Here is a 23949-nt window from a genome sequence, read left to right on the forward strand (position 1 = left end):
CGATCGCCGAGCAGTCCGTGATGACCGTGGCGGACGAGCTGAATCGCTTTTGTCATGTGGTCTCAAGCCTCGTCCTTGATGAACGCGCGCGTCCGGCGGCGCGCTTCCTCGTCGGTGAATTGCGCCGGCGGAGATTTCATGAAATAGCTGGATGGGCCCGTCAGCGCGCCACCGAGACCCCTATCCATCGCAAGCTTGGCGCAGCGCACGGCGTCAATCACCACGCCGGCTGAATTCGGCGAATCCCAGACTTCGAGGCGCACTTCTGCGCTGAGCGGCACGCCGCCAAACGTGGTACCTTCCAGACGGATATAGGCGAGCTTGCGATCGGTCAGCCAAGGGACATGGTCGCTGGGCCCGACGTGGATATTGTCGGCCTCGAGCGGAACGTCGAACTGGCTGGTGACGGCCTGGGTCTTCGATATCTTCTTAGAAGTCAGCCGCTCTCGCTCCAGCATGTTCTTGAAATCGGTGTTGCCACCGACGTTGAGCTGATAGGTCCGATCAAGCCGCACACCGCGTTCGCGGAACAGGTTGGTGAGCACGCGATGCAGAATCGTGGCGCCGACCTGGCTCTTGATATCGTCCCCGATCACGGGAAGGCCTGCTTCCTCGAAGCGGCGCCGCCAGGCGGGATCGGAAGCGATGAACACGGGAATGCAATTGACGAAGCCGCAGCCGGCTTCGATCGCCCGCTTTGCATACCACTCGCTCGCTTTTTGCGATCCGACGGGCAGGTAGGAAACCACCACGTCGGTTCTCGATTTCCTCAGTACATCCGACACATCGGCTTCGGGTTCGTCGGAAATCGGCACGTCATCCTCGAGATAGCGGCCGATGCCATCGAGCACCGGCCCGCGCCGGACAATCACGCCGGACTCCTGAACGCTGGCAAAGCGATGGGTGTTGTTTGGTCTGGCAAAGATGGCGCTCGAGACGTCGAGGCCGACCTTGTTGGCATTGACGTCGAACGCCGACGAAATCTCGACGTCGCTGATGTGATAGCCGCCGAGATCTGCATTCATCAGTCCAGGTACCGGCTCGTTGGACTGCGCGTCACGATAATAGGTAAGGCCTTGAACGAACGAGCTTGCGCAATTGCCGACACCGACGACGCCGACGCGAACGCGCCGCCTCTCTTGAAGACGTGAATGCATCGATCAGTGCCTCCGGGAGTTCGACCACAAACGTAAGTACGTCGGCCGAACGTGCTTTCGATATGTTCGTTCCTGCCTTGGCGATGATCCATCAGGACGACAAACGATTTCGTGGGGAAAAAATCAAAAACATTAACTTGGTTTAACGCGGCGGTGGTCTCGGCAGGAACGAAGGGAGCGGTAGAAGTAGATGATGAAGAAGATGCTGGTCGCTCCCTGCGAAGAACGAACGACCGGCTGCGGCGTTTCACAGGCAAAGACGATCGTCACGATCATCGAACATCGTAACCGTAGAACGGAGATCGCAAATGAGCGAAGGCGAGAGGACAACGGATCACAAGCTGATAAGGCAATGGGTCGAACAGCGCGATGGCCGGCCGGCTACCGTGCGCGCAACCGAGGAGCACGGCGATGCCGGTATCCTTCGGATCGACTTCGGCCCCAAGGAAGACAGTCTGGAAGAAATCGAATGGGAGGAGTTCTTTCGCAAGTTCGATGAGTCCGAACTCGCGTTCCTGTACCAGGACCGGACGAAAGACGGAAAGCTGAGCCGGTTTCACAAGTTCGTCCGGCGTTCCGCCAAATGAGCCATGTTCGCGGAAGTGACGGTGACTGGGTTTCAGCCATGCGCGCCGGGCAATTCGAGCAAGCGTGGGTGGTCACCGATCGGGATCTCGCCAGCTGTCGTTGGGCAAGTGGCGACAAGCATGTTGGGCCACGGCATCTGCAGCGCATCTGGCGAGGCGAGGAACTGCGCAACAGGAAGGTTCTGGTGCGGTGCTATCACGGCCTTGGAGATACCATCCAGTTCGCCCGGTTTCTGGCGCCGCTTGCGGAGAGGGTCCGGACGCTCACAGTATGGTGTCAGCCGGAACTGATACCTCTCATCGAACCGATCGAGGGTGTCGGTCGGGCGATACCACTCCATGACGGCACGCCCGATGCCGATTTCGAGGTCGACATCGAGATCATGGAAATCCCCCATGCGCTCAGAGCGAGCCGGGATCTCATCGAACTGCGGAAGCCTTATCTGACGCTGCCGCCACGCCAAGGATCGGAATGTATCGGCAGACAGAGAGCGCTTGCGGTGGGGCTGGTCTGGGAAGTCGGGAACTGGGACAAGCGCCGAGCCATCCCAGCGCGGTTGCTCAAAGGCCTCCGCTGCGACGAAATCCAGCTTTACTCGCTGCAACTTAACATAGCGCCCGGAGCGCCCGACCAGCCGGGCGCAAAAGATATCAGCACGCCCGATATCGTGGAGCTCGGGTATCGCCTAAGGGAGCTCGATCTCCTGATCAGCGTGGACACCATGGTGGTACATCTGGCAGGTGCGCTCGGCTGCGAGCCATGGGTGATGCTACATCGGGATTGCGACTGGCGTTGGCCCGCCCATGCCGGGACCTCGGTCTGGTATCCCCGCGCAAGATTGTTCCACCAGCGCCAATCCGGCGACTGGGCGCACGTCATCGAGGCTGTCGGTTCGGCTCTGGCCGAGCGGGCGCCAAGAAGCTGATCTGAAGCGCGCGCACGGCGGCATTACTCATGGGGATTTCATTGCGGCCGAGCGGAGCGTGCTCGATCGGATATGCATGCGCAAGTCGGCTTAATCAGTACGATGCTGCCAGCAGCGACAACAGCTGCCGGCCACTGCATTTTGCAGCGTCGTCTGTCATCAGGAGCTGACCTGTAGTTCGAAAGTGGTTGGTGGAGCGTTCTCTCCGCATTAAAAGGAGAGGGCCGGGCGACCGTCAATATTGAACGATCTTTGCTTCACGCGCTTCGATCGCCTTTCGTTCGTCGGTTTCCCTTGTCAACCGGGCCATCCTTACGACCCTGGCATCCGCGAAGGGCTTGCCGATTGCACGCGCTTTGCTTTGAACAGCAAGCCGCGGACGCTTCAACACAACGGATGCGCGGGCTGGCGAAACGCCGCGCTCGACAAGCGCGCAAAGGAGATTGATCTGGTCAGCAGTCCAACTGCGGGAGGTTACTCGAGGCATTACAGCACTGCCCTCCATTGCGATCGCCATGATGCTAGTCCGTCCCCGATTGCACGCTAGAGGTCGGCGGTCTAGCTCGTCTGTTCGCTATCTGACAAAGGTTTGTTCGGTAGTGCTTCGAAGTTCCGCGCCGAGCTTGCTCGTTGCGCTGTCAACCATCCGTTTTGGCAGCACCCGTCACTCCTCTGACCGGGGTTGACGGCGTTGTCCTTATCGGATCAGCGTCGACGACATTTTGGCTCGCAAGCGAAGAGATTCTGTTCGTGTTTGACCGATAGTGCAGATAGTCGTCATTGAAATCCCCCAATCGGGTCAGCGAGTTCCAGTCACGGATTTTTAGTCGTCGCGAATCCCAATCCACCAGTCCCAAATGCCTCAGGTCCTGAATGACGCGATTGGCATGAACGTTTGAAATGCCGCAGGCGTCGGCGACGTCCATCTGGGTCCACGGCATGGCGAACGAGAGGTCGCGCGCCAGCCCCGAGGCTTGCAGGCGGACGGTAAGTTCACAGACGATATGTGCGATCCGTGCAAAGGCGTCGCGACGCCCCAGGTTGACGATCCATTCTTGAGAGATGGCCGCTTGCATCAATGTCTCCCGCCAGAATGCCTGTGCCAGTGCCGTTGATCCGTTCGCTGCTTCCTTGAGCGCTGCATGTGGCACGAACGCCACCACCGCGGGTCCGACGGTCGTGATGCTGTAATCGACGGCCGGCAGGTGCAACGTCGCGAGGTCGGCAATGTCGCCAGCAACGAAGAACGAGGTGATCTGACGGCGGGATCCGGAGGCGGGCTTGTGGCCACACAGGAAGCCGTCCAGCACGAGGGTGCACTGTGATGGCGAGTAGCCATGCGAGACGACGTCGCGGCCGGCAGGGTAGTTGACCAGCTTAAAGGGAAGGTCGGCGATCCGCTGCCTGTCATCAGCCGAGAGCGCGTTCAGCCGTTCAAGGCGAAGCAGCAGTCGTGAGTAGGGGCGGCCGGTCTCCATGGCCGGCCTTACCTGGAGGCAATGCAACGGTCCGTCTTGCCGGAGAAGCAGAACGCCGTGATGCGCTTCGAACGATTCATGGTTACGCCTTGGTGTGCACTCAGCTAACTTCCGCAGGAACGCCAGATTTGTATGAACGTTCCAAAGCGCCGCTTGAAGCAGCGGATAGCGAGGAAAGCACGGAGCGCATGGCCCGACGTTCATTAGCGGCCATGGGGCTGTGTTATGTAGTGGACATATCAACCACGAAACATGTCAGCCTCACGTTGTCGTCGTTGCCGACCTGACACGAGCAGACAGTCTACATGCAAGTTCGGCATCCGGCGGCTCGCGCTAAATACAAATCCTGAAGGTTCCGGCAGCAGCTTCTATGACCTGCGCTCCATGCGAAAAACGCCCGCATACTCGACATGGAACATGCGATCGGGCTGAACTCAAGAGATGAACTCGTTGTCGCGCGGCGTACATAGGTTGGCTAGTGCCGTACACGATGCGGCGCAGGAACGAGAGCGTTTCCTGTGCACTGCCCGAGATGGATCACGACAAACAACCCGAGCGCCGGCAGCCCGAGAAGAAGATTACCAAGTCCCGGGCCGCATGCCGATCCCAAGCTGACAGATCCGGACAAGACGCCTGGCTCAGGTGTGCTGCCGGAGCCCGAAGACGCTAACCCGAGCCCCACGGGTTGGTCACTGCTGGTCGCCAAATCGTTCTTGATCGCTCGGCGTCTTGCCGGCTCCCTCACGATTAGGGCGCCGTTAGCGGTCCCACGGGCGTAGCAATTCGGGCGTCCGCATGTCGGGCGGCACCTGAAAATCCCGAGCGGCCCCGCGCGCGGCCTGCAGGCCTCGTGGAAATCCGCTGCGATAACTGTAATCCCGCGTTGCCGTGCGCCGGTTGCCTTTCTCCGATTGCAATCCGGTGGCACAGGCCAGATCCACCAACGCCACGGCTCCGAGCGTGGCGAGCGCAAACGCGCTTCTTCCCCTGCTATGACTATCCTGCTGAGCGCCGGCGGCGACGGTTGCGATGTCGGCAAGATCGCCAGCTACCCGGGTCCATATCCAAGGCTCAGGATCGTGACTGCCCAGAATAGCGACGCCGGTTGCGATCTCGCGCGCGCCATAGCTGCGAACGACGGTTTCAAGATCCCTCATGCCGGCTGCCCTGCAGATTGCTGCAGGGGCGACCAATTCAGCCACGCCAAGTGCAATGGAGAAATAGCCGAGCCCCCGTGCCAATCTGTCGTTCGGCGATTGCGAACGCACTGGCAATGCGCTTCTACCAACCACATCAAGCATGGAGCCCTCCGTTCATTCCGGGTTTCAGCACCACCTTGATGCAGCCGTCCTGTTTGTCGCGGAACGTCTTGTACATCTCGGGTCCGCTTTCCAGCGGCTCGGTATGTGTGATGACGAAAGATGGATCGATCTGATTTTCGAGGACGCGGCTGAGCAGGTCGTCGGTCCAACGGTTCACGTGGGTCTGGCCTGTCCGGATGGTCAGTCCCTTATTCATGACCGCGCCGAGTGGAATCTTGTCCAGCAACCCGCCATAAACCCCAGGGATCGAGAGCGTGCCGGCGGGACGGCAGACATACATCATTTCGCGAAGCACATGCGGGCGATCGGTCTCCAGCATCATGGCCTGCTTCGCCCGGTCGTACATCGCGTCCACCGAACCGGTCGCATGCGCTTCCAGGCCGACGGCGTCGATGCATTTCTCCGGACCCTTGCCGCCGGTGAGCTCGTTCAGCCTTTCAACAACGCTCTCCTCTTCGAAGTTGATTGTGATGGCGCCGCCCGCTTTTGCCATCGAAAGACGCTCCGGAAGCCGGTCGATCGCTATCACCTGCCTAGCGCCGAGCAGCACCGCGCTTCGGATGGTCATCTGGCCGACAGGGCCGCAGCCCCAGATTGCCACCGTGTCCGTCGGCTGGATGTCGCATTGCACGGCGGCCTGCCAGCCGGTGGGGAAGATGTCCGACAGGAAGAGCAATTTCTCATCGGGAATCCCGTCCGGGACCTTGATGTGTGTGGTATCGGCGAAGGGAACGCGCAGGTACTCCGCCTGACCGCCGGGATAACCTCCGGTCAAATGGGTGTAGCCGAATAGCCCAGCGGTGGCGTGCCCGAAAGCCTTGTCGGCAAGATCCTTGTTGCGGTTGGTCGTTTCGCAGACCGAAAAGTTTCCCCGCCTGCATTGCTCGCATTCGCCGCAAATGATGGTGAAGGGGATGACCACGCGGTCGCCGACCTTGAGCGATTTGCGCGCCGCCGGTCCGACCTCGACGACTTCGCCCATGGTCTCGTGGCCCATCACGTCGCCGGATTTCATCCCGGGCATGAAGTGATCGTAGAGATGAAGGTCCGAGCCGCAGATTGCGCAACTCGTGACTTTAATGATCGCGTCGCGCTCGTGTTCGATAGTGGGATCGGGAACGCTGTCGCAGCGGACGTCGGTGGTGCCATGCCAAACCAGTGCCTTCATGACGATCTCCGCAGCGTTGTAGGTCTCGGTCGGTGAAACTGTTGAACAACGGCCGGTGGCATTCGTTCCACGATGGCGCTGTGCAAGGCTGCTCAGAGCGAAAGCGACTGCAGCAGCCGGTCAAGGCGCCCTGTTCGAATCTGTGCGTACTTCGGTTCGCTTAAAGCGTATCCGGAGTCCGTAAAGGCGAAGACTTGTCCTCATTGCGAAGCTCCTGCTCCGCCTGTTGCCAGAACTCGTCTTCGCGGCCTTCAGGCCTGCCATTGCGCTCCCAGATTTCATAAGCGCGAGCTTTGATTTCCTTCTCTGTCGGCTGCGTCATCGGTTGCTCCAAGTCGAGGGCACGGTTCACAAACAGAGCCGTGCACGGGGACCATCGGTCGTCGCCCGCCCAAACAATGGCGACGAGGTACGCTGGTTCCTCGCGCCACTATTTGAGCGTATAAAGGAACGCGGTGATGTCGCGAGACTCCTGCGGCGTCACGCCCATTTGCGGCATGGCATTCCCTGGGAGGGCCTTTTGTGGATTCTGAATCCACCGCGCCATGTTTTCAGGGGAGTTGCTGATGAAGCCCGCCAGATAGGTGCGCGTTCCGACATGCAGCAACGGCGGGCCGACGTTCCCCTTTGCATCTGCGATCTGCGGAATGAGATGACAGCCACCGCAGCCATAGTGCTTGATCAGGGCCATACCCCGCTTTGCATCTCCGAAATTCGGCGGACCCTGCTCCGATTTGGCATAACAGCCTGCCAGCACGAGGCAGGCGCAGGCGAGGGCGGGAAGCGATCGTAGCGCTCGGACAGCGACGAGGCGCGCAGGGTTACCGGAGATATCCCTGTAAGGCGTCCGCTTCCGCCAATCGGAAGAAGCTCTGCGCGGCGTTGTCCTCATGCGGCCCAGGCCTCCGTGACTCCTGTGCCATTCTCAGGGCTTCTGTCCGAACCCGAACTTCCGTGTGCCTGACCATGGATCTGGCGTTGTAGTCTGTTGTGATGGAAGCTGCTCCACATCCGGCATCAGTGGCTGCTGCGCGAAAGTGCGTCCCCATTGCCGGTTAGGCTCGTTGCTCAGCTTTCCGATGTAGGTGACGAGATCCCAGATTACGGCATCGGGAAGAACGGCGCCCCATGCCGGCATCCCGTTCGGACGTCCCTGGTAGATCGAAAGATAGATGTTTTCCGGCTCCGAGCCGTAGATGAAGATGTTGTTGCTGAGCGCAGGCCCCATGCCGCCACCGCCGTTATCAGCATGGCATCCGTTGCAGTTGAAGCTGATGAAGTATTGCATGCCGCGGGTGGTAGCCTGCTGATCGCCCTGAGCTGGGTTCTTAATGATGGGGCGGGCCGGCGATGCGCCGGGTGCGAGCGGGCTGATTGGCACCTGCATGAACAGGCCGGCTTGAAAATTCCCGGCTGCCTCGCCGAAATCGGGTCGCACCGCGACGGCGGGTTGCTGGGCCTGCTGCGATTGGGGCAGGCTCTGTTGACTGAGGGCAGGTGGTGCGGCAGAGGCAAGCGCGAAAAGGAACAATGCCAGATTGCATGCTGCCAATCGTGCGCTCATCGATGCTCTCCTGCCGAAGAATGCCGATGCTCCACAAGCGGAACGCCGTAGTCTTGTAGCAAGGTCCTGATCTCCGCACCGTGTTCGTCAATGAAATCGTTCAACCCGTCGCGGAGAGCGTGATCGCCCTTCCGCACGCCCATGGCAATTTCGAACTGGAATTGCTGGGGGGAAAATTGCTCGCTCGCAATAATGGGGGTAACCGTCAGTGGAACGCCGGATCGTTTCGCGGCGTACCCGGCCAGCGGCCCCCACGCCGCGGCGATATCGATCTCTCCGTTCTCGACGGCCTCGATAAGGCGAGCCGGCGGGTCCGGTTCGCGGTAATCGCCATAGATCATGAAGCCACGAACATTGTCGACGATGCCTTGCCGCCCCAGTGCATGCGCGGGCGGGGTGTTGTTGCCGTCAGCGCCGATCAGATGCACGCCGATCGTGAGCCTGCGTAGCTGCGGGTCATCGATGGCATCGAGTTGCAGGTGGCGCGCGGCCTGGCTGACGAAAACATAGGTCGAGCGATAATAGGGGCGGGTGGTTTCCACAAGGTCATATCCTGCGGGAATGCCCATGACCAGATCGCAAACCCCGGCCTTCAGCGTTTGTCGGATAAAGCCACGACGCTGTGCCCACCACGTGTAGGAAACGGCTTTGCCGAATTGCTTCGCCACCATCCCGGCGAGCTTGTTTTCGAAGCCTTCTTCTGCCTGGTTCGAGAACGGCATGTTGTTGGGATCGGCGCAGACGCGTAAAGTATCGGGCTTGGCCGCGAGCACGGACAGCGGCAACGCCGACATCGCAAGCACGAATAGCGAGCTAACGCGGCTGCGCATTGTTGCCGTCCTTTGGTCCGGCAGGACCAAGCTTAAACACGAGGAGGTCGCTGCCGCCTGCGGTATAGAAAGGGAGGTCCTGTGTTGCGCCGGTGAACCCCAGGGCGGCGTTACGCACGCGCGGATCCACTTCGGCGTTCGCGACCACGCCGGGCCAGCCGCCGACGCCAGACAGGATCGCTACATATTGCTGACCGTCGGAGCCGCGATAGGTGACCGGCTGGCCAATGAAGCCGGAGCCGGCGCGGAACTGCCAGAGCACGTTTCCATTTTTGGCGTCGACGGCCTTGAACAGCCGATCCATCGTGCCATAAAACGTCACGTCGCCCGCGGTGACGAGCGTGCCAGTCCAGACTGGAAGCTTCTCGTGAATTTCCCAGACTTTCTTTTTGGCGACCGGATCCCACGCCATGAATTCGCCGCGGTAACCTCCCGGCCCGGCATACATGTCGACGGAAGCCCCGACAAAGGGCGTTCCCGCGATGTAGCCGACCTCGCTGGACTTGAAATCCATGCACAGATGCTGGTGCGGTACGTACAGCAGCTTGGTCCGTGGCGACCAGGCTGACGGTTGCCAGTCCTTGGCGCCCGGCGCCGCTGGGCAGATGTCGTTAATGGTCTTGCCAAGGATTGGCGTTTTCTCGCCGTTGGGAATGATGCGGCCCGTCTTCAGGTCGACGCCCTTGTACGAGTTGACGTCATCGTAGGCGTCGGCGGATATCACTTCACCGGTCGCACGATCCATCACATACATGTATCCATTGCGGCCAGGATGGATCAGCACCTTTCGCGTTGTGCCGTTGATCTCCAGATTGACAAGCAGATTTTCGTTGATTTCGTCATGATCGAAGAGGTCGTGCGGATTGATCTGGTAGGCCCATTTGGCACGCCCCGTGTCCGGGTCGCGCGCGAAGATCGCGGTCGTCCAGAGGTTATCGCCGCTACGCTGATTGGCATTCCATGGACTTGGGTTGGCAGTACCGTAGTAGATCAGGTTCAGCTCAGCATCATAGGAGATCCAGCCCCACACCGTGCCGCCGCCGACCTGCCAGCGATCGGCCGGCCAGCTTGTGACGCCGAGATCCTTTCCCTTGAGACTGTCGTAGAAGGGCTTGAAGTCATCGCCGATCAACACGTCGCTGTCCGGTCCGGTCGAATACGCCCGCCATTTGATCGTCCCGGTTTCCTCATCGAGCGCGGTGAGCCGGCCGCGAACGCCGAGCTCACCGCCGCTGTTGCCGACCAGCACCTTTCCCTTTACGACCACCGGCGCCATCGTGATCGTTTCGCCTCGGTTGATCTCGCCCAGTTTCGTGTGCCAGAGCTCCTTGCCGGTCTTCGCATCGATGGCGACGGTGTGATTGTCGAGCGTATTGAGAAAGACTTTGCCGTTGTTGAAGGCCAATCCGCGGTTGACGACGTCGCAGCATGCCACGCCCTTTGCCGCGGGCTCAGGGCGCGGGGCATAGGACCACTTCAATTCGCCGGTCGTGGCATCGAGCGCGAATACCCGGTTCGGATAGGGGCCGTCATACGGGCCGACGACATACATAGTGCCGTCGACGATGATCGGCGCAGCCTCCTGTCCGCGATCGGCGCCGACCGAGAATGTCCAGGCGATCTGAAGCTGGGAAGCGTTTGATGTGTTGATCTGGTCCAGTTCGCTGTAGCGGGTATTGGCATAGTCGCGCGCGGCCATCGGCCACTGGCCGGCATCCTTCATCCGCGCTGCCAGTTCGTTTGGTGGCGCCTGGGCGGAAGCTGGATCCGCCCGCCAGGATATTAGGATCAGCGCTATCCAGACTGCCGCCAAAGCTGCATCTCGAAGGCAGGTCCAGATCATCGAGGGTACTCCGCAGGACACGCAACATCCGACGGAAGCTCCGTCCAGACGGAACCTACAATCCTTTTTGGCGACGATCGTTCCTAACGCGCAAACCCCGCGATCCCGTGTTTTGCTATCTCACCGCATTCGAATTGACCCCTGCACCGAGATCGACGGCGATCTGGTCTTCTCTGCCATCGCATTTTGGATGGCCGAAGCCCGACGTGCTCTTTCCGTCCGGGCCAATATCGTAAATGATCGCATCCTTCATGTTTGGACTGACGCCGGCCGGGACCTTGTCCAATCCGAGGAGATGCCGCACGCGCCACGCCACATTGTGATCCGCGCATGCGCTGTCGCCACTCACGCCAAGTCCGCCTGCCACCCCATTGCTGTCGTAAAGCGCCAGGCCACCGCCGAACACGATGGCGCCGCCAAGCGGCTTGCCGACGAAGGGATCCTGCGCGGTGCCAAATTCCGAAGACTGGCCGGCATACAGCGTGGCGGGGTTCGGCGGGCTACTCAGGGCGGCGCCGAACAAATATCCGCCGGGCTGGGCCTGGGCGTAGAGGTTGGCGGTCGCAATCGCCTTGTTCGGCAGGCTGAAAGCATTCGCCGTGTTGGCCTTCTCGGCTGCGATGGCGCGGCTGCCGGGCCACTGATCGTCGGCCTTGTTGCCGCTGAAGGCTACCGCGCACACGATCCCCTCGCGGTTGACGACGGCGGCCCATTCGTTGTTGTCGAGACCGCCATTGCTCGGTCCGCCGCTCGGCTTGACGCTCTTCTTCAGGATGTCGGCGAGGCGATCATGTTCCACCGGGCATGAAGGGTTGCTCGGCGCCTGCGCGGCCGCAGACGTTGCAGTGACGATTGCAAGCAGCGCGCCCAGGATGACAACCTTGCGCATGGTATCAAACTCCTGTGAAGGTTTGTGCGGACGCGGGTTGAACAAAATCAGTAGGGCAATGTTCCTGTTCGCGAAGAACGGTTGGGCGGGTGGCCATACTCGATCGCGACAACCAGCGATGCGCAAAAAGCAGGCCGGCGCAGGTGTAGAGCGTGCCCATCGGAATCCACATCAGCAGTCCCGCAAGCTGCTGATCTTCCAGCGGCGTCAAGCCGAACTCTGGAGCGAGGAGCCCCTGTTGCGGGAACCAGAGGCGGGGTGAGAGCGTGAGCAGGGCACCCAGAAGGCCGGAATGGAGTACGGTGACGAACAGGCAGGCGACGCCGATTCCATCGCGGATGTGCGTGCTGCGGCCCGCGCCTCGGCCGTAGAACAGCACCCACCAGAACAACAGTGCGGTGAGAAAGAAGCTGATGTGCTGCGTGCGGTGCACGGCGCTGTTTTCGAGCACCAGGCGATAGAGCGGAGGGGCATGCCACAGCCACAGCGCAAGGCCATGCAGTGCAGTTGCGGTAATGGGGTGGCTGATCGCACGCCAACAGCCTGCAATCCCGCCGGTGGTGACAAGGCGCCCCACCGAAGGTCGCCAACGCCGAGGCAAGCTCCACAGCAGCGCGCCATTGATCCGTGCGTACGCCATGAGCGGCGCGGCTACGACCATCATCAGCTCATGCTCGATCATATGTGCGCTGAACAGTCTCTCGCCGAGCCAGTGCAGCGGGGAGGTGATGGCAAGCGCGAGCACCAGCCAACCCGTCCAGAATGCGGCAGCTTGCGCGACCTTCACGCCATGACCGAATCCGGCTACGTGCCAGACCCTTTGCGTCCCGACGTAGAAGGCGATGCCGACGACATAGAGTGGCGTCAGCAGCCAGGGATCGTAGCTCCACGCCGAGGCGGAGTTGAGCGCGCCCGATACATCATGGGCGGTCGCAGGCGTGGCAGCCAGCATCAGCAGGACGGTTACGAGCGATCTCATCGCAAACACGGGCTGATCATCAGCGCCGCGACCAGTTGGTTCAGGATAACAAGCGCAAATATCACGCCGCTGCCGACCCCGAGCCAGGCCATGAAGTTGCGCGCGCGGCCGCCCTGCGCTTCGGTCCACTCCGCCGCCGCGTCGCTGCGGATGGCGCGCAATGAAATCAACGACCCGGAGGCTGCAGCAATCGCCATGACGATCGAAAGAACGATCGTGGTCGAGCTTGGCTTGGCACAAACGTGGGGCGTGAGCGCGTATATCGCTTGCAGATTGATCCCCCAGGCTGCGGGGCCGAGCGCCACCCCCAGCCAATAGAGCGGAATTCTCGGTGCGCTGCTCGCGTTCATAGCCGTGGGATCCAATCCAGCAGAACGTACAGCGGCAGCCACGCGATCACGACAAAGTTCCAGTAGAACACATTGTCGGTGACGTCGCTGAACCGCCGCGGTGTGGCATGATGCGTAAACATGAGGACTGTCAGCACCAGCGTGTCGCCAACATCCGTCGCCAGGTGCGTCGTATGCAGGGCGAGCACGAACCACACGATGGAGCCGTAGGCGTCGAGATCCCATCGCGTGTTGAGATGTGCGAATTCGAAGCCGCGGATTACCAGCAGGACCAGGCCGATCAGCGACATGATGACGAGGCCGATCCGCGCGCCGCGCAGATCGAGCCTTCGCGCCCAGCGGTCCGTGATCAGGTTCGGGATGATGCTGAGAAGGTACACGGCGGTCGCGAGCGTTCCCGGCCATAGATCAGGTGGCGGCGAATTGAGCGGCCATTGGGAGTTCACAGCGTACAAATAAAGATATGCTGCCATCGCCACGGCGAATCCCATGCCTTCGAGCGCGATGAAGGCCATCGCCCCCCACCAGGGGCCGGTTTGGGAGCCGAAGCCGTAAGTCGGAATCTCTTTGACGTCGCGGACGATGGTTTGCCTCACGCCTCGTCCTCCTTGCTGCCGGTCGGCCAGAACCAGCCGATCAGCGCGATGGCGATCGGCGGCGTACCCCAGACCACCGCCCATGGTGTGAAGATCGAGCCGATGAAGAATATTGTGGTGGTGATTGCCGTGAGTAGCGGCCAGATACTCGGCTCCGGCGATGCCTCGCGGGTGTGCGGCTCGGCATCCGCGATCGAACTGAGCAGCACCTCGCGCCGTTCGACGCTCAAGCCCGCAACCACAGGCAGGTTGCCGGCGTCGGCCCACAGCGGATCGCGATGGGTCACCACGGGAATTCGCGAGAAGTTGTAGGCCGGCGGGGGCGAGCTGGTCGCCCATTCGAGCGTCGATGCACCCCAGGGATTGTCGCCTGCGAGCTCACCGCGGCGCAGGCTGAAAATGACATTGGCTATCAGCACCGCAAAGCTAACGGCAAACAGCGCGGCGCCGGCACTCGACAGGTAGTTCAGATGATCCCATCCCATCTCCGGCGTATAGGTGTAGACGCGCCGCGGCATGCCCATCAGCCCGAGAATGTGCATTGGGAAGAACGCGACGTTGAAGCCGATGAAGGCGAGCCAGAAATTCCAGCGCCCGAACGTCTCACCGAGCATCCGCCCCGTGATCTTCGGAAACCAGTAGTAGACCGCGCCGACGAGCGGAAATACTGCCCCGCCGATCAGGACGTAATGAAAATGCGCAATGACGAAGTAGGTGTCATGCACCTGCATATCGATCGGCACCGAGGCGACCATGACCCCGGAGAGACCACCCACGACAAAGATCACGAAAAAACCGAGCACGAATAACAGAGGCGTGCGGTAGACGGGACGTCCATCCCAGAGCGTTGCAAGCCAGCAGAAGATCTGTAGCCCGCTTGGCACGGCAATCAGCATGCTCGAGGCCGTGAACATGCTGGCGCCGAGCTGCGGCAAGCCAGTCACGAACATGTGGTGCACCCACAGCCCGAACGACAGAAAGCCAGTGGCAATCAGCGAAAGTACGATGATGGTATAGCCGACCACCGGACGCCCGGCGAAGGTGGCGATGATCATCGAGACCATGCCGGTGCCCGGAATGAAGATGATGTACACCTCCGGATGACCGAAGAACCAGAACAGATGCTGCCACAGCAGCACGTTTCCTCCCGACGCCGTGTCGTAAAAATGCGTACTCACGAGCCGGTCCAGGATCAGCGTCGTCGAGGCGACCATGATCGAAGGCATTGCAAACAGGACAAGGAACGAGGTCACCAGCATCGCCCAGACGAAGATCGGGATCCGATCGAGGGTCATGCCGACGGCGCGCTGCTTGAATACGGTAACGACGATCTCGACGGCGACCGCGAGCGCCGCGACCTCGGTGAAGGTGATCATCTGCGCCCAGACATCGGCGCGCTTGGTCGGATTGTATTGAAGGCTCGACAGCGGCACGTAGGCGAACCAGCCGACGTCAGGACCGAGATTGAACAGGAACGCGATCCACAGGAAGCATCCGCCGAACAGGAAAATCCAATAGCTGAACGCATTGAGCCGGGGAAAGGCGATGTTGCGCGTGCCGACCATCAGCGGCACGAAGTAGACGGCGAAAGCTTCCATGACAGGAACGGCGAACAGAAACATCATCGTCGAGCCGTGCATCGTAAAGACTTGATTGTAGAGGTCCGGCGAAAGCAGACTGCGCTCGGCGCCAGCAAGCTGCAGCCGCATCAGCACGGCAAGTAAACCGCCGAGAATCAGAAATGCAAAGGCGGTGAGGATGTAACGCCTGCCGATCACCTTGTGATCGACCGACGTCAATGACCCGAGCCAGCCAGCCGGCGTCTGCCACATCCGCTGCAGGACCGCCGCGAGTTCGGGTTGCTCCAAGCCGTTGTCGCGCACATCGCCGGCTTCTCTTGCAAGGTCGCTCACTGCAACTGCTCCAGATAGTGAACGATGGCGATCAACTCGTCCGACGGCAGCGACATCTTCGGCATGAGGTTGCCCGGCTTGATGTGCTGGGGGTCGGCGATCCACGCGGCGAGATTGCCGGTATTTCGCGGCAGCGTGCCGGCAGCAATCGTTTCTCGGCTGGCGACGTGCGTCAGGTCCGGGCCGAGCTGGCCGCCGGCCAGCGTGCCGCGGACCGTATGGCAGAGCCCACAGCCGCGGCCGCGAAACAGCTGCTCCCCGCGGATGCTGAGCGGATCGCTCGGGCTTGGCGCGCTCTGGTTTTGGTGATCGCGCCAGCGGCGATAGTCGTCCGGCGCCAGCGCGGTGACGGTGAACGCCATATGGGCGTGCTGTACGCCGCAAAATTCAGCGCATTGTCCACGGTAAATGCCTGGATTTGTCGCGGTGAACTGTACTGTGTTCTGCTGACCGGTAACCAAGTCCATCTTCCCGGTCAGGCTCGGTACCCAGAAACTGTGGATGACGTCGGCGCTCTCCAGCTCGATCGTCATCGGCTGGCCGACCGGCACCCGGATTTCGTTGGCCGTCGCAAAGCTCAGGTGAGGGCTGTCGGCCTGGTACTGGACCTCCCACCACCATTGATGTCCGGTCACCTTTACCGTCACCGCGCCGGGGTCATTGGCGAATACGGTTCGCTGTGCGCCATAGCTCACGACGGAGAGAGCAAGCACTGTAATTGTTGTGGCAATCCCGGCTATGAGGATGACGCTCCCGGCGTGGCGCTCAAAGGCCTCATGGAGCTCGAGCGGCTGCTCGCGGATGGCCTTGCGGCGGATCAGGCCGAACAACAGGACCAGCATTACGCCGATCCAGATCACGGTGGATATCGCAAAGAAGATCAAAAGGATGCGCTTGATCTCCGCCGATTGAGCGGCCTGCGCGTTGAGGGACGACTGCCATCCCGTACAGGACGTGAGGACGCAAGTGGCGGTAACTGCGACACCCGATCTCAACCAGACAGCCATTTTGTCCCGAACTCATCTGCAACGGACCGGCGAAACCGCGCAGAGGTACGAAGGTTCCAATTTATCGGGAGCGCTCATGCGGAGCGCACCGCGCCATGTTTGAGGTTACGAGTGTGCTGGACGGCTGGTTCTTGCAGGAATTATAACGGCCATCCCCGCGCAGCTATTGCCATTGCCGCGCCGCCGGCTGCCATCATCAGCAATACCAGTAACATCGCGATTAGCGCGCCAGGCTGGGTAAAGGCTGCGAATTCGTGAGCCAAAGTCTTCTTCATCCCGCTTAAACGGCGAGCGGATAAGGGCGTTCCTGCAGGAATTGGCCCGATCAGCAGGTCAAGGCTTGTCAGGCGCCCAGTCAAGGTCCTCGTCGCCCTTGCCTTCGGCATCGGGTGCGCACGGCTTGACGGTCAGATTGTCCTCGAGGACTGGCTTGTCGTTGATCGTATCGACCAAGCCTGCCTCTTCAGCCTTCTTCAGCGTCTCTTCCTTTGTAGGAAAGGTGCGGCTCAATTTCTGGTCGTCCTTGAAAAGGGCGTAAGCCATCGCTCTCTTGCTCCTTTCAGCTGAATACTCTGATCTGCGTCGAACGTTCCTCGCTGGAGCATCATATGTCGGTGCTTCGCGGCCTATGCAATCACCGAGCCGCCTTACGAACCAACAACATGGACTGAAGCTTGGTGGTCCTGATCACACTGCGAATATGAACGGAGGAATCCGGACCTGTTGAAACTGATGAAAAATTCAGAAGCAGACCTAGAGCAGCGAAATTCATCTCCCAGGCATCTCTTGGCAGATGCAATCAAGCGGCGTCACGCGATCCTATTCGTTGGTGCAGGCGTTTCGATGGCTGTGGGGTTGCCGTATTGGCAAAGCCTGATCGACCACTTGCTGAAAGAGCTCGATCTCAGTCCCGATGTAATCGATGGGATGAGCGACGGGTATCAATTGCTGGCCGAGTTCTATCGCCTGAAGCAGGGTGGGATGGGTCCGTTACGAATCCGGCTGGATCGAAACTGGAAAGTCGCTGCGGATCGCGTCGCGGCCTCGCAGCTTCACAAGCTCATCGTCGAACTCGACTTTCCGACGATCTACACCACCAATTATGACCGCAATCTCGAAACGGCGTCCGAGGTTCACAAGAAGCCTTACGCAAAGATCGCGAACGCGAAGCAGATGGCGGAAGCTGCGGAGGGGGTGACGCATATCGTCAAGTATCATGGCGACTTTGATGACGATGCGTCGCTGGTTCTTACCGAGACCGATTTTCTCGATGGGATGCCTTGGGTCACACCATCCTGTTCATTGGATACAGCATGTCTGACCCCAATATCCGGCTGCTGCTGCATGGCATCTGGCAAACCTGGGAAAGATCAGGCCACCGCGACCACCGCCCGCGGTTGTTTGTGTTCATGCCTTCATCGAATCCCCTGCAAGAGGCAATGCTCCCGCGCTGGGGAATTACGCTGCTGACGCCCGAAAGCGGAGCATGCGCAGACGATCTGCTGACTGCCTTCCTTGCAGATATTCGGAACAGAATTTGCTCGTCCTGACCGCGGAAACTCCGTCGTGCTACGCGTTCTCGCAGCTAACGCCAGAACAACGCGAGCAGCAGGATGACGGGAAGCGGAATGCCCAAGAGCCACAGCAGGGCGCCTCTGCCAAACGTCATTTGTCAACTCCTCTTGCAGGTCTCTCCAGAGCCCAAACGGAGAAGCGGATCGCCAGTTCCAATATAGGAACGGAAGTTTGAACGCAGCGTTGGGCGGCAGAGTATGGTGAAACTCAGGAGAACTCATCATGGCCCCACGTACAGTGCCTAACGCTTTTTTCGGCTGGACCTGGTCGGCCGTCCTGGCCGGCGTGTTTGCCTCGTTGGTTGTCCAGATTTTGTTGACCATGCTGGGCTTCGGCGTTGGCCTGCTCGCGATCGACGTCCCGACCGCCCAATCCGCGCCTGCGAGCGCCGGTTGGGCTGCTTTCGTGTGGTGGGCTGTATCGGGCATTATCGCTGCCTTTATCGGCGGCGCGGTCGCGGCGGCCAACTCGCCCGATCAGACCGGTCTTGGGCGGGTGGGGCATGCCTTGGCCGCGTGGTCGGTCGCCACCGTGGTCGTAGTAGCGGCTGCGGCGATGATCCCGGCGTCCGCCACCAGCATTGCCAGCAACCTTGTCGGTCCCTCATACGCGGCGAGCGCGCGCATCGCGGCTCTGTCCGGAGTGCCGTACCGCGAAACCGTCGGCTCGAATGTCCGGTCTCCGACACAACCGCAAATCGAAGAAGCGCGCAAACACTTCGCCTATGTAATGTTTGCAAGCTTCTGCGCACTGCTGCTTGGTGCCGGTGCGGCCTACGCTGCCGGAATGGCGACCACAGGTCAGGCGGTCAAGGAAGCCGCACGACCAGTTACGTAGGGATTCGCATCACAGCACTAGCAAACGGTACGGCACAGTCGTTCCATCTGGAGTCGTAGTGATGTCGGGTGGGTCCGTAGCCGAGATGGACTCATCGAGGCGGTACGGACCTATCGGCAGAAGGTCGATATCCCAAGCCTGCCACCCTCCACCGTCGTCGTGTTGCTCGGTCTCGGTACGAGGTAAAAACCAAAGCGCTGAGCCCTGCGTGATCATCTCCAGCGCCGAGAGATTGATCGGCGCAAGTGCTGACCGCCGCGCAGCGCTGGCGGGTCTTAGAAGGAATTCTGGATTTCTCATCCCAAAGTTAACATTTGCGGGAGAACTGCCCGTGATAGCCATGAATTATAGGACATCACCGCGCGGTCCCCGGCTTCTATCGGTGATGAGAACGCTTGTTGCGCTCCCGCCTTCCTCAAACGGAATGGAGCAGCGCATGATCAAGCGTCGCCGTCGTATCAAACACGAAAAAACCTTCCGCGCGCGATTAATCGAAGAGGCCATACGCTTCAAGGAAGCGGCAAAAGAAGCTGCTCCTGGTATGGCGCGAGAACTGCTGTTGCGGCGAGCGCGACAAGCTGAGACGGCCGCTCACATTGATAAATGGCTGAACTCGCCCGGTCTCCAGCCACCCAAGGAAGTAGAAAATTCCGTTGCCGCCGAAATGGAGTAAAGCAGATGTCGGCGAGGCCGCCTCAGTTGGCGGCCTCCATCCGAGCACTTTTTACTCGAACGCGACGCCCTCAGGATCGTTCTCCTCGAACCAGTCCCTGCGGCATCTTGGTTTGCGAACACCTTCATTGCCGGGTGTGGCCAAACTGCCTGCTGGTGTTGCGCCCTACCCAAAGACTCATCGAAATCAGCGTCGCGAAGGTGAACGCCTTAACGGCATAGACTTTTTCATGGAGCATGAACCTAGATCACGAGCGATGGTTATGTGATGGACTGATTATCGTCCGGAGGAAGACGCTCACCAGTCGCGCCGCATGGAAGCTCCGCCGGCCGTTCGTCCGTTACTCGCTTCGTCACGTATAGCACGCAAACGCGCGACAGAGCGTGAATTGCCCGTCTGCACCGACCAAGTACGCCTGATGCTTGACCAACCAAGACTCCGTTACTTGGTAGGCTGCAACGGTGGGGAGCGAAGCAATTCGCTCATATGAGTGGCTGTCTCGTTCTGTCTGATCCTGCGCATGATATGCCGCCTGTCGGGTCCTGACGGTAGCGCCTTAGCTTGCTCGAGTAGTTGCGCTGTGTCTTGGGCAAGACGCTCCTCAAGGGATTGAGTTTGCTTGAAACGGCGACGCTTGATGATCATGCCCAACTCCATCTGTGGATGACGGCGGGATCTTTTTTGCGTTCTCATCTCGGATGAATGCAGCGAGGCCCCGCGGTGATGGTTTAAACGGTATCTCGCCATGCAGGCCCGGTCCGTCCGGCAGTCGACACAATCAAATAAATCTCAGTGCTCGCAATGAGTTGAGCCTTGTACGGTTTTGGCGGCTGAGCACCGTAAGCCCCCTAATTAGTTAGGAACGTTATTGATGCTTTGTACTTCTAGTGAGTAAATTTCGCACACGCAGGAGAGGACAATGAGTGTGCTCACTCGAGAGATACGCCTTCAGATCATGTTGAAATCAGCCGAATTGAAGCTGGTCGACAATTGGCGATTCTTGAAGCGGATGCCGAGCCGCGCATCAGCGGTGCGAGAATTACTCAGGCGTGGATTGGTGGCAGAGGGCTTCCAACAGGCCGAAGAAGGCGCTCACTCAAAAGATTTCGGCTTGAGCTCGGAACTAACCAGCCCAAAAAAGCGCCCTCGAGTAAATTAACAAGCCCCAAAACAGATCAGCGCCTGCCTCCATCTGCCGAGCGCCTGCCGGTGATCATGATGGATGCACATTTGGCCGCAAGAGAAATACGCGCCCTAATCCCAGTACGGAATAGATGGACGGGCTATCATTAGCCAGAAGATAGCCAGCACCGCCGCGAACGCCGGAAAGCCAAAGGCGAACCACCAGCGGAAAAGGCGGTGGTACTCGGCGGGCAGCTTGGCATGCGTCTCGACCGCACGAACGGCAAGATCGCGCATTCGCATCTGCATCCACACCACCGGCAGCCAGAAGGCGCCGGTCACCACATAGAGTGCGATCGACGCTGCAATCCATCCATCGCGAAGTGAATAGCCGCTCGACCAGGCGAGCCATATGCCGGTGATCGGCTGAAGGATCACGGCACTCGCCGTGAACAGGAAGTCGGCAAGCACCACCGTGCGTGCAACCCCGGCGATCTCGCGCGGCTCGCCGCGCAGATGCGCCACCAGCATGAAGAAGGCGATGCCGGCGCCGGTGCCGAGCAGGACGGCGGCGCCGATGATATGCACCAACTTGAGAAGGAAATAGAACATCAGCGCTCTTCCCGAATCGCCATGGCGACCAGATTGAGCATCAAGACCGGCCAGATCTTCAGCATCGGCCCGAGCGGATCGGCCCACAGCCGCGGCACCAGCGTCGTGCCGATCACGACATAGGTCAGCGAGATGATCAGCGCTGCCCAGAGCCCATAGCGGCTCGCGGGACGCCAAAGAATGGCGAGGCCGATGACGATATCGGCGAGGGCGCCCGCGACGACGGTGAGTGCGGCGAACGTTTCTCCCAGTCCGCCTTCCCGGACATACAACATGCCGATGTCCCAGCCCGGCCCCAGGGAGATGATGCCGGTGACGATCCAGAACAGGCCGAAGACGCCGAATATCAGCGGCTTCAGGACGTAGAGCCGCGCAAACCAGCGTTCCTGCACCGAGGCGGGCTCGCTTAAGAATGCGGCTTCAAGATCGCGTGGCGTCATGCCCGTTATCTGACGCCAGGGCTCGGGATCGCCGGTCGCGCCTCGCCGCATTTCCGCCTGCGCCGTCGAATTGACGGGCGTTCGCCAACCCAGCAATTGCGCGACGTCTCCCGCGCGGTAAGCGCCGGAAACCGCCCACGCGGGCAGGTGCAGACGGTAAGCAGGCCGCCAGCGCAGCCAGCGGCGAAACAGCGCGACAGCGTCGCTGAAGGCCATCTGCCGAGGACCGGCCAGATCCAGTGCGATCCTTGAAGGAGCACCCGGTTGCAGAAAGAACAGCACCGTTTCGACGATGTCGTCGAGATGTACCGGCTGAATGGCTGCCGTGTCGGGCATATCAGGCAGAACCGGCAGCGACGCCAGCCCGCGCAGCAGCGCGCTGCCGCCATAGGCGGAGCGGCCCACCACGACGGAAGGCCGCAGCACGACCCAATCAAGGTCGCGCGCCATCAAGGCGGCTTCGCCTTCCCGCTTGGTCCGGGAAAAATCGCTGCGCGCATCGCGATTGGTGCCAATCGCCGAGAACAGGATCACGCGGCGGACGCCCGCGTTTTCGCAGGCCGCATAGAGCGCTGCGCTGCCGGCGACATGAACGCCTTGCATATCCTGCCCCTGCAGGGCGCCCGCCGCGTTGATAACGGCGTCGACGCCTGCAAGAATGCCCTTCCATTCCGAAGCATCGGTCGTCCGTGCCATATCGAGCGCGATGTGATGGGTATCAGGGACCGCCGTCGGATGGCGCGACACCAATACGCATTCATGCCCTTCGGCGGAGAGCCTTGCACGAATCGCCGAGCCGATCAGGCCAGTGCCGCCAACGAGAAGGACACGCATCGACTACTCCTTCCTTCGGAGGTCGCGGTATCGCAGGCCGCGGATCAATTCCTCGAGGTACGGCAGAACCTCGAACAGCGCGGTCAAAGCCAGCATCGTTACAATGTAAGTCAGGGGGAGCGGCGAGGGCTTCAGCCTGAACGAAAAGTCGGGCGTTCCATGGCCGAACAAGGCCGCAAATGCAGGCCAGTGAAGCGCGATGACGAGCAGCAATCCGGTCAAGGGAAGCATCTCGAGTACGCTATGCACGTGCTGCTCGGTCGGCGAAACCTCACGCCTTGTCGAGGCGTAGCTGACGTCCCAGATAGCGGTGGCTTCGTGGAGAACCAGAAACACCATCATCACGAGAATCACGCCCGAGGTGATTTCGAGGAAAAGCGCAGCCAGCACCGGGACGGCCATCTCGGCAAACTGGGCGAGGTGCAGAACGGATTCTTTCCAGCCGCTGGTCTTTTCGATGTGGGTCGCGCGATGGCAGAGGTAATCGGCAAAGCCAGCGGCCAGCCAAAGCGGCAGGACAAAATACATCAGCATCGCTCGCAGGACCTCCTCGGGTCCCATGTCAGGTCTCCATGGCAAAATGCGCGGACGGATAAAGCAGGGTGGCTGCGATCGTTCCTCGGGACGGAACTGGTGCGCTCGCAGCAGGGCGGGCGTCAGGAACGTTTGCAAGCGCTTTGCACTTGTCGTCGCGATCGAATTGAACTCAGGTCAGTCATGAAACCCGCGCAATTGTTGGCTTCCACCCTCGTAACCGGCAGCGTAGCCAGCGTCGTTTCGATCGCCGCGCTTGCCGCTCTGGCGAAAATGGAAGGGAAACACGCTGCGCAACCCGTGAACTCGACCAGCCATTGGCTCCACGGCGAGAAGGCAGCCCGCGTTGCCCGTATCGACGCTGCACATACTGGCGTAGGGCTCGCCACCCATCATGCATCAGCGCTGTTCTGGGCACTGCCGTTTGAGGCCTGGTTGGCGGCTCATCCGCCTCGGTCACCTGTCGAACTAGCGCGAGATGCCGCCGTGATGTCGATGATCGCAGCGATCGTCGATTATGGCATAACGCCAAAGCGACTGACGCCTGGCTGGGAGCTGACGTTGTCCAGGAAATCGATGGCAGGCGCTTTTGCAGGCCTTGCGCTGGGTCTTGCTGCAGGAGCGCTGGTGTCGCGGAGCATCGTTTAAATATCTAATATACCGATCAGACAGGTTACGTGAGCATGTCCTGTAGACGACAAAGCTCGCGGGGG

At 60.4% G+C, this 23949-nt stretch carries 26 protein-coding genes and 1 pseudogene; 7 read left to right on the plus strand and 20 right to left on the minus strand.

What is annotated here, in order from left to right; all coding sequences use genetic code 11:
* Window positions 1-62: 62 nt before the first annotated feature.
* Window positions 63-1157, minus strand: a complete 1095-nt coding sequence (locus RX331_RS16165; protein WP_317257471.1) for an inositol-3-phosphate synthase — start codon at window positions 1155-1157, stop codon at window positions 63-65.
* A gap of 308 nt (window positions 1158-1465) precedes the next feature.
* On the opposite strand from RX331_RS16165, the gene RX331_RS16170 reads away from it, so the two are divergent.
* Together RX331_RS16170 and RX331_RS16175 are read left to right on the plus strand one after the other, a co-directional pair.
* The gene (locus tag RX331_RS16170; RefSeq protein WP_317257472.1) at window positions 1466-1744 is read left to right on the plus strand and encodes a hypothetical protein; all 279 of its coding nucleotides are present in this window, start codon (window positions 1466-1468) and stop codon (window positions 1742-1744) included.
* Window positions 1741-2670, plus strand: coding sequence for a hypothetical protein (locus RX331_RS16175; protein WP_317257473.1), 930 nt, complete (start codon window positions 1741-1743; stop codon window positions 2668-2670). The genes RX331_RS16170 and RX331_RS16175 overlap by 4 nt, the downstream gene beginning before the upstream one ends.
* A gap of 235 nt (window positions 2671-2905) precedes the next feature.
* On the opposite strand, the gene RX331_RS16180 is transcribed toward RX331_RS16175, so the two are convergent.
* From RX331_RS16180 to RX331_RS16255, 16 genes are all read right to left on the minus strand, one after another.
* Window positions 2906-3187, minus strand: a complete 282-nt coding sequence (locus RX331_RS16180; RefSeq protein ID WP_317257474.1) for a hypothetical protein — start codon at window positions 3185-3187, stop codon at window positions 2906-2908.
* Between the two features lie 121 nt (window positions 3188-3308).
* Window positions 3309-4148, minus strand: coding sequence for a Crp/Fnr family transcriptional regulator (locus tag RX331_RS16185; protein ID WP_317257475.1), 840 nt, complete (start codon window positions 4146-4148; stop codon window positions 3309-3311).
* A 758-nt stretch (window positions 4149-4906) separates the two neighbouring features.
* Entirely contained in the window at window positions 4907-5449 is a 543-nt protein-coding gene (locus tag RX331_RS16190; RefSeq protein WP_317257476.1) for a cyclase dehydrase, read from the minus strand.
* A complete protein-coding gene (locus tag RX331_RS16195; protein WP_317257477.1) occupies window positions 5442-6638 on the minus strand; it encodes a zinc-dependent alcohol dehydrogenase in 1197 nt (398 codons plus the stop codon). Before RX331_RS16195 ends, RX331_RS16190 begins: the two co-directional genes overlap by 8 nt.
* A gap of 160 nt (window positions 6639-6798) precedes the next feature.
* The gene (locus RX331_RS16200; protein WP_317257478.1) at window positions 6799-6960 is read right to left on the minus strand and encodes a DUF2934 domain-containing protein; all 162 of its coding nucleotides are present in this window, start codon (window positions 6958-6960) and stop codon (window positions 6799-6801) included.
* Between the two features lie 108 nt (window positions 6961-7068).
* Entirely contained in the window at window positions 7069-7329 is a 261-nt protein-coding gene (locus tag RX331_RS16205) for a c-type cytochrome (protein ID WP_317257479.1), read from the minus strand.
* 234 nt (window positions 7330-7563) lie between these two features.
* Window positions 7564-8202 (minus strand): c-type cytochrome, encoded by a 639-nt coding sequence (locus RX331_RS16210; RefSeq protein WP_317257480.1) that lies wholly within the window; start codon window positions 8200-8202, stop codon window positions 7564-7566.
* Complete coding sequence (locus RX331_RS16215) at window positions 8199-9032, minus strand: substrate-binding domain-containing protein (RefSeq protein ID WP_410708222.1); 834 nt, start codon at window positions 9030-9032, stop codon at window positions 8199-8201. Before RX331_RS16215 ends, RX331_RS16210 begins: the two co-directional genes overlap by 4 nt.
* The gene (locus RX331_RS16220) at window positions 9016-10755 is read right to left on the minus strand and encodes a PQQ-dependent dehydrogenase, methanol/ethanol family (protein WP_317257481.1); all 1740 of its coding nucleotides are present in this window, start codon (window positions 10753-10755) and stop codon (window positions 9016-9018) included. The genes RX331_RS16215 and RX331_RS16220 overlap by 17 nt, the downstream gene beginning before the upstream one ends.
* 235 nt (window positions 10756-10990) lie before the next feature.
* Window positions 10991-11764 carry a GlcG/HbpS family heme-binding protein gene (locus RX331_RS16225; RefSeq protein WP_317257482.1) on the minus strand — a complete coding sequence of 258 codons (774 nt, stop codon included), beginning with the start codon at window positions 11762-11764 and terminating at the stop codon, window positions 10991-10993.
* A 4-nt stretch (window positions 11765-11768) separates the two neighbouring features.
* Window positions 11769-12743 (minus strand): cytochrome c oxidase assembly protein, encoded by a 975-nt coding sequence (locus RX331_RS16230; protein ID WP_317258146.1) that lies wholly within the window; start codon window positions 12741-12743, stop codon window positions 11769-11771.
* Complete coding sequence (locus tag RX331_RS16235; protein ID WP_317257483.1) at window positions 12740-13093, minus strand: hypothetical protein; 354 nt, start codon at window positions 13091-13093, stop codon at window positions 12740-12742. Before RX331_RS16235 ends, RX331_RS16230 begins: the two co-directional genes overlap by 4 nt.
* Window positions 13090-13689 (minus strand): cytochrome C oxidase subunit III, encoded by a 600-nt coding sequence (locus RX331_RS16240; protein WP_317258147.1) that lies wholly within the window; start codon window positions 13687-13689, stop codon window positions 13090-13092. Before RX331_RS16240 ends, RX331_RS16235 begins: the two co-directional genes overlap by 4 nt.
* Entirely contained in the window at window positions 13686-15602 is a 1917-nt protein-coding gene (gene ctaD, locus RX331_RS16245; protein ID WP_317257484.1) for a cytochrome c oxidase subunit I, read from the minus strand. Before ctaD ends, RX331_RS16240 begins: the two co-directional genes overlap by 4 nt.
* On the minus strand, window positions 15599-16609 hold the full coding sequence (gene coxB, locus RX331_RS16250; protein ID WP_317257485.1) for a cytochrome c oxidase subunit II: 1011 nt from the start codon (window positions 16607-16609) through the stop codon (window positions 15599-15601). Before coxB ends, ctaD begins: the two co-directional genes overlap by 4 nt.
* A gap of 333 nt (window positions 16610-16942) precedes the next feature.
* Entirely contained in the window at window positions 16943-17152 is a 210-nt protein-coding gene (locus RX331_RS16255; protein WP_317257486.1) for a hypothetical protein, read from the minus strand.
* A 189-nt stretch (window positions 17153-17341) separates the two neighbouring features.
* On the opposite strand from RX331_RS16255, the pseudogene RX331_RS16260 reads away from it, so the two are divergent.
* From RX331_RS16260 to RX331_RS16275, 4 genes and pseudogenes are all read left to right on the plus strand, one after another.
* A pseudogene (locus RX331_RS16260) lies at window positions 17342-18159 on the plus strand (SIR2 family protein).
* A 247-nt stretch (window positions 18160-18406) separates the two neighbouring features.
* Window positions 18407-19021 (plus strand): hypothetical protein, encoded by a 615-nt coding sequence (locus RX331_RS16265; RefSeq protein WP_317257488.1) that lies wholly within the window; start codon window positions 18407-18409, stop codon window positions 19019-19021.
* A gap of 436 nt (window positions 19022-19457) precedes the next feature.
* On the plus strand, window positions 19458-19694 hold the full coding sequence (locus RX331_RS16270) for a hypothetical protein (RefSeq protein ID WP_317257489.1): 237 nt from the start codon (window positions 19458-19460) through the stop codon (window positions 19692-19694).
* A 919-nt stretch (window positions 19695-20613) separates the two neighbouring features.
* Window positions 20614-20853: a hypothetical protein gene (locus tag RX331_RS16275; RefSeq protein WP_317257490.1), complete on the plus strand. Its 240-nt coding sequence runs from the start codon at window positions 20614-20616 to the stop codon at window positions 20851-20853.
* Window positions 20854-20948: 95 nt separating this feature from the next.
* Here the strand turns inward: RX331_RS16275 and RX331_RS16280 are convergent, their stop codons facing one another.
* From RX331_RS16280 to RX331_RS16290, 3 genes are read right to left on the minus strand one after another with little or no spacing between them, the layout of a single operon-like run.
* Window positions 20949-21428, minus strand: a complete 480-nt coding sequence (locus RX331_RS16280) for a DUF2269 domain-containing protein (RefSeq protein ID WP_317257491.1) — start codon at window positions 21426-21428, stop codon at window positions 20949-20951.
* A complete protein-coding gene (locus tag RX331_RS16285; RefSeq protein ID WP_317257492.1) occupies window positions 21428-22702 on the minus strand; it encodes an SDR family oxidoreductase in 1275 nt (424 codons plus the stop codon). The genes RX331_RS16280 and RX331_RS16285 overlap by 1 nt, the downstream gene beginning before the upstream one ends.
* Before the next feature lie 3 nt (window positions 22703-22705).
* A complete protein-coding gene (locus tag RX331_RS16290; protein ID WP_317257493.1) occupies window positions 22706-23263 on the minus strand; it encodes a diguanylate cyclase in 558 nt (185 codons plus the stop codon).
* 156 nt (window positions 23264-23419) lie between these two features.
* Between RX331_RS16290 and RX331_RS16295 the strand changes: the two genes are divergently transcribed.
* Window positions 23420-23884 carry a hypothetical protein gene (locus RX331_RS16295; protein ID WP_317257494.1) on the plus strand — a complete coding sequence of 155 codons (465 nt, stop codon included), beginning with the start codon at window positions 23420-23422 and terminating at the stop codon, window positions 23882-23884.
* The last annotated feature ends 65 nt before the right edge of the window (window positions 23885-23949 follow it).

Origin of the sequence: Bradyrhizobium sp. BWA-3-5 (assembly GCF_032917985.1) — a bacterium.
GTDB lineage: Bacteria > Pseudomonadota > Alphaproteobacteria > Rhizobiales > Xanthobacteraceae > Bradyrhizobium.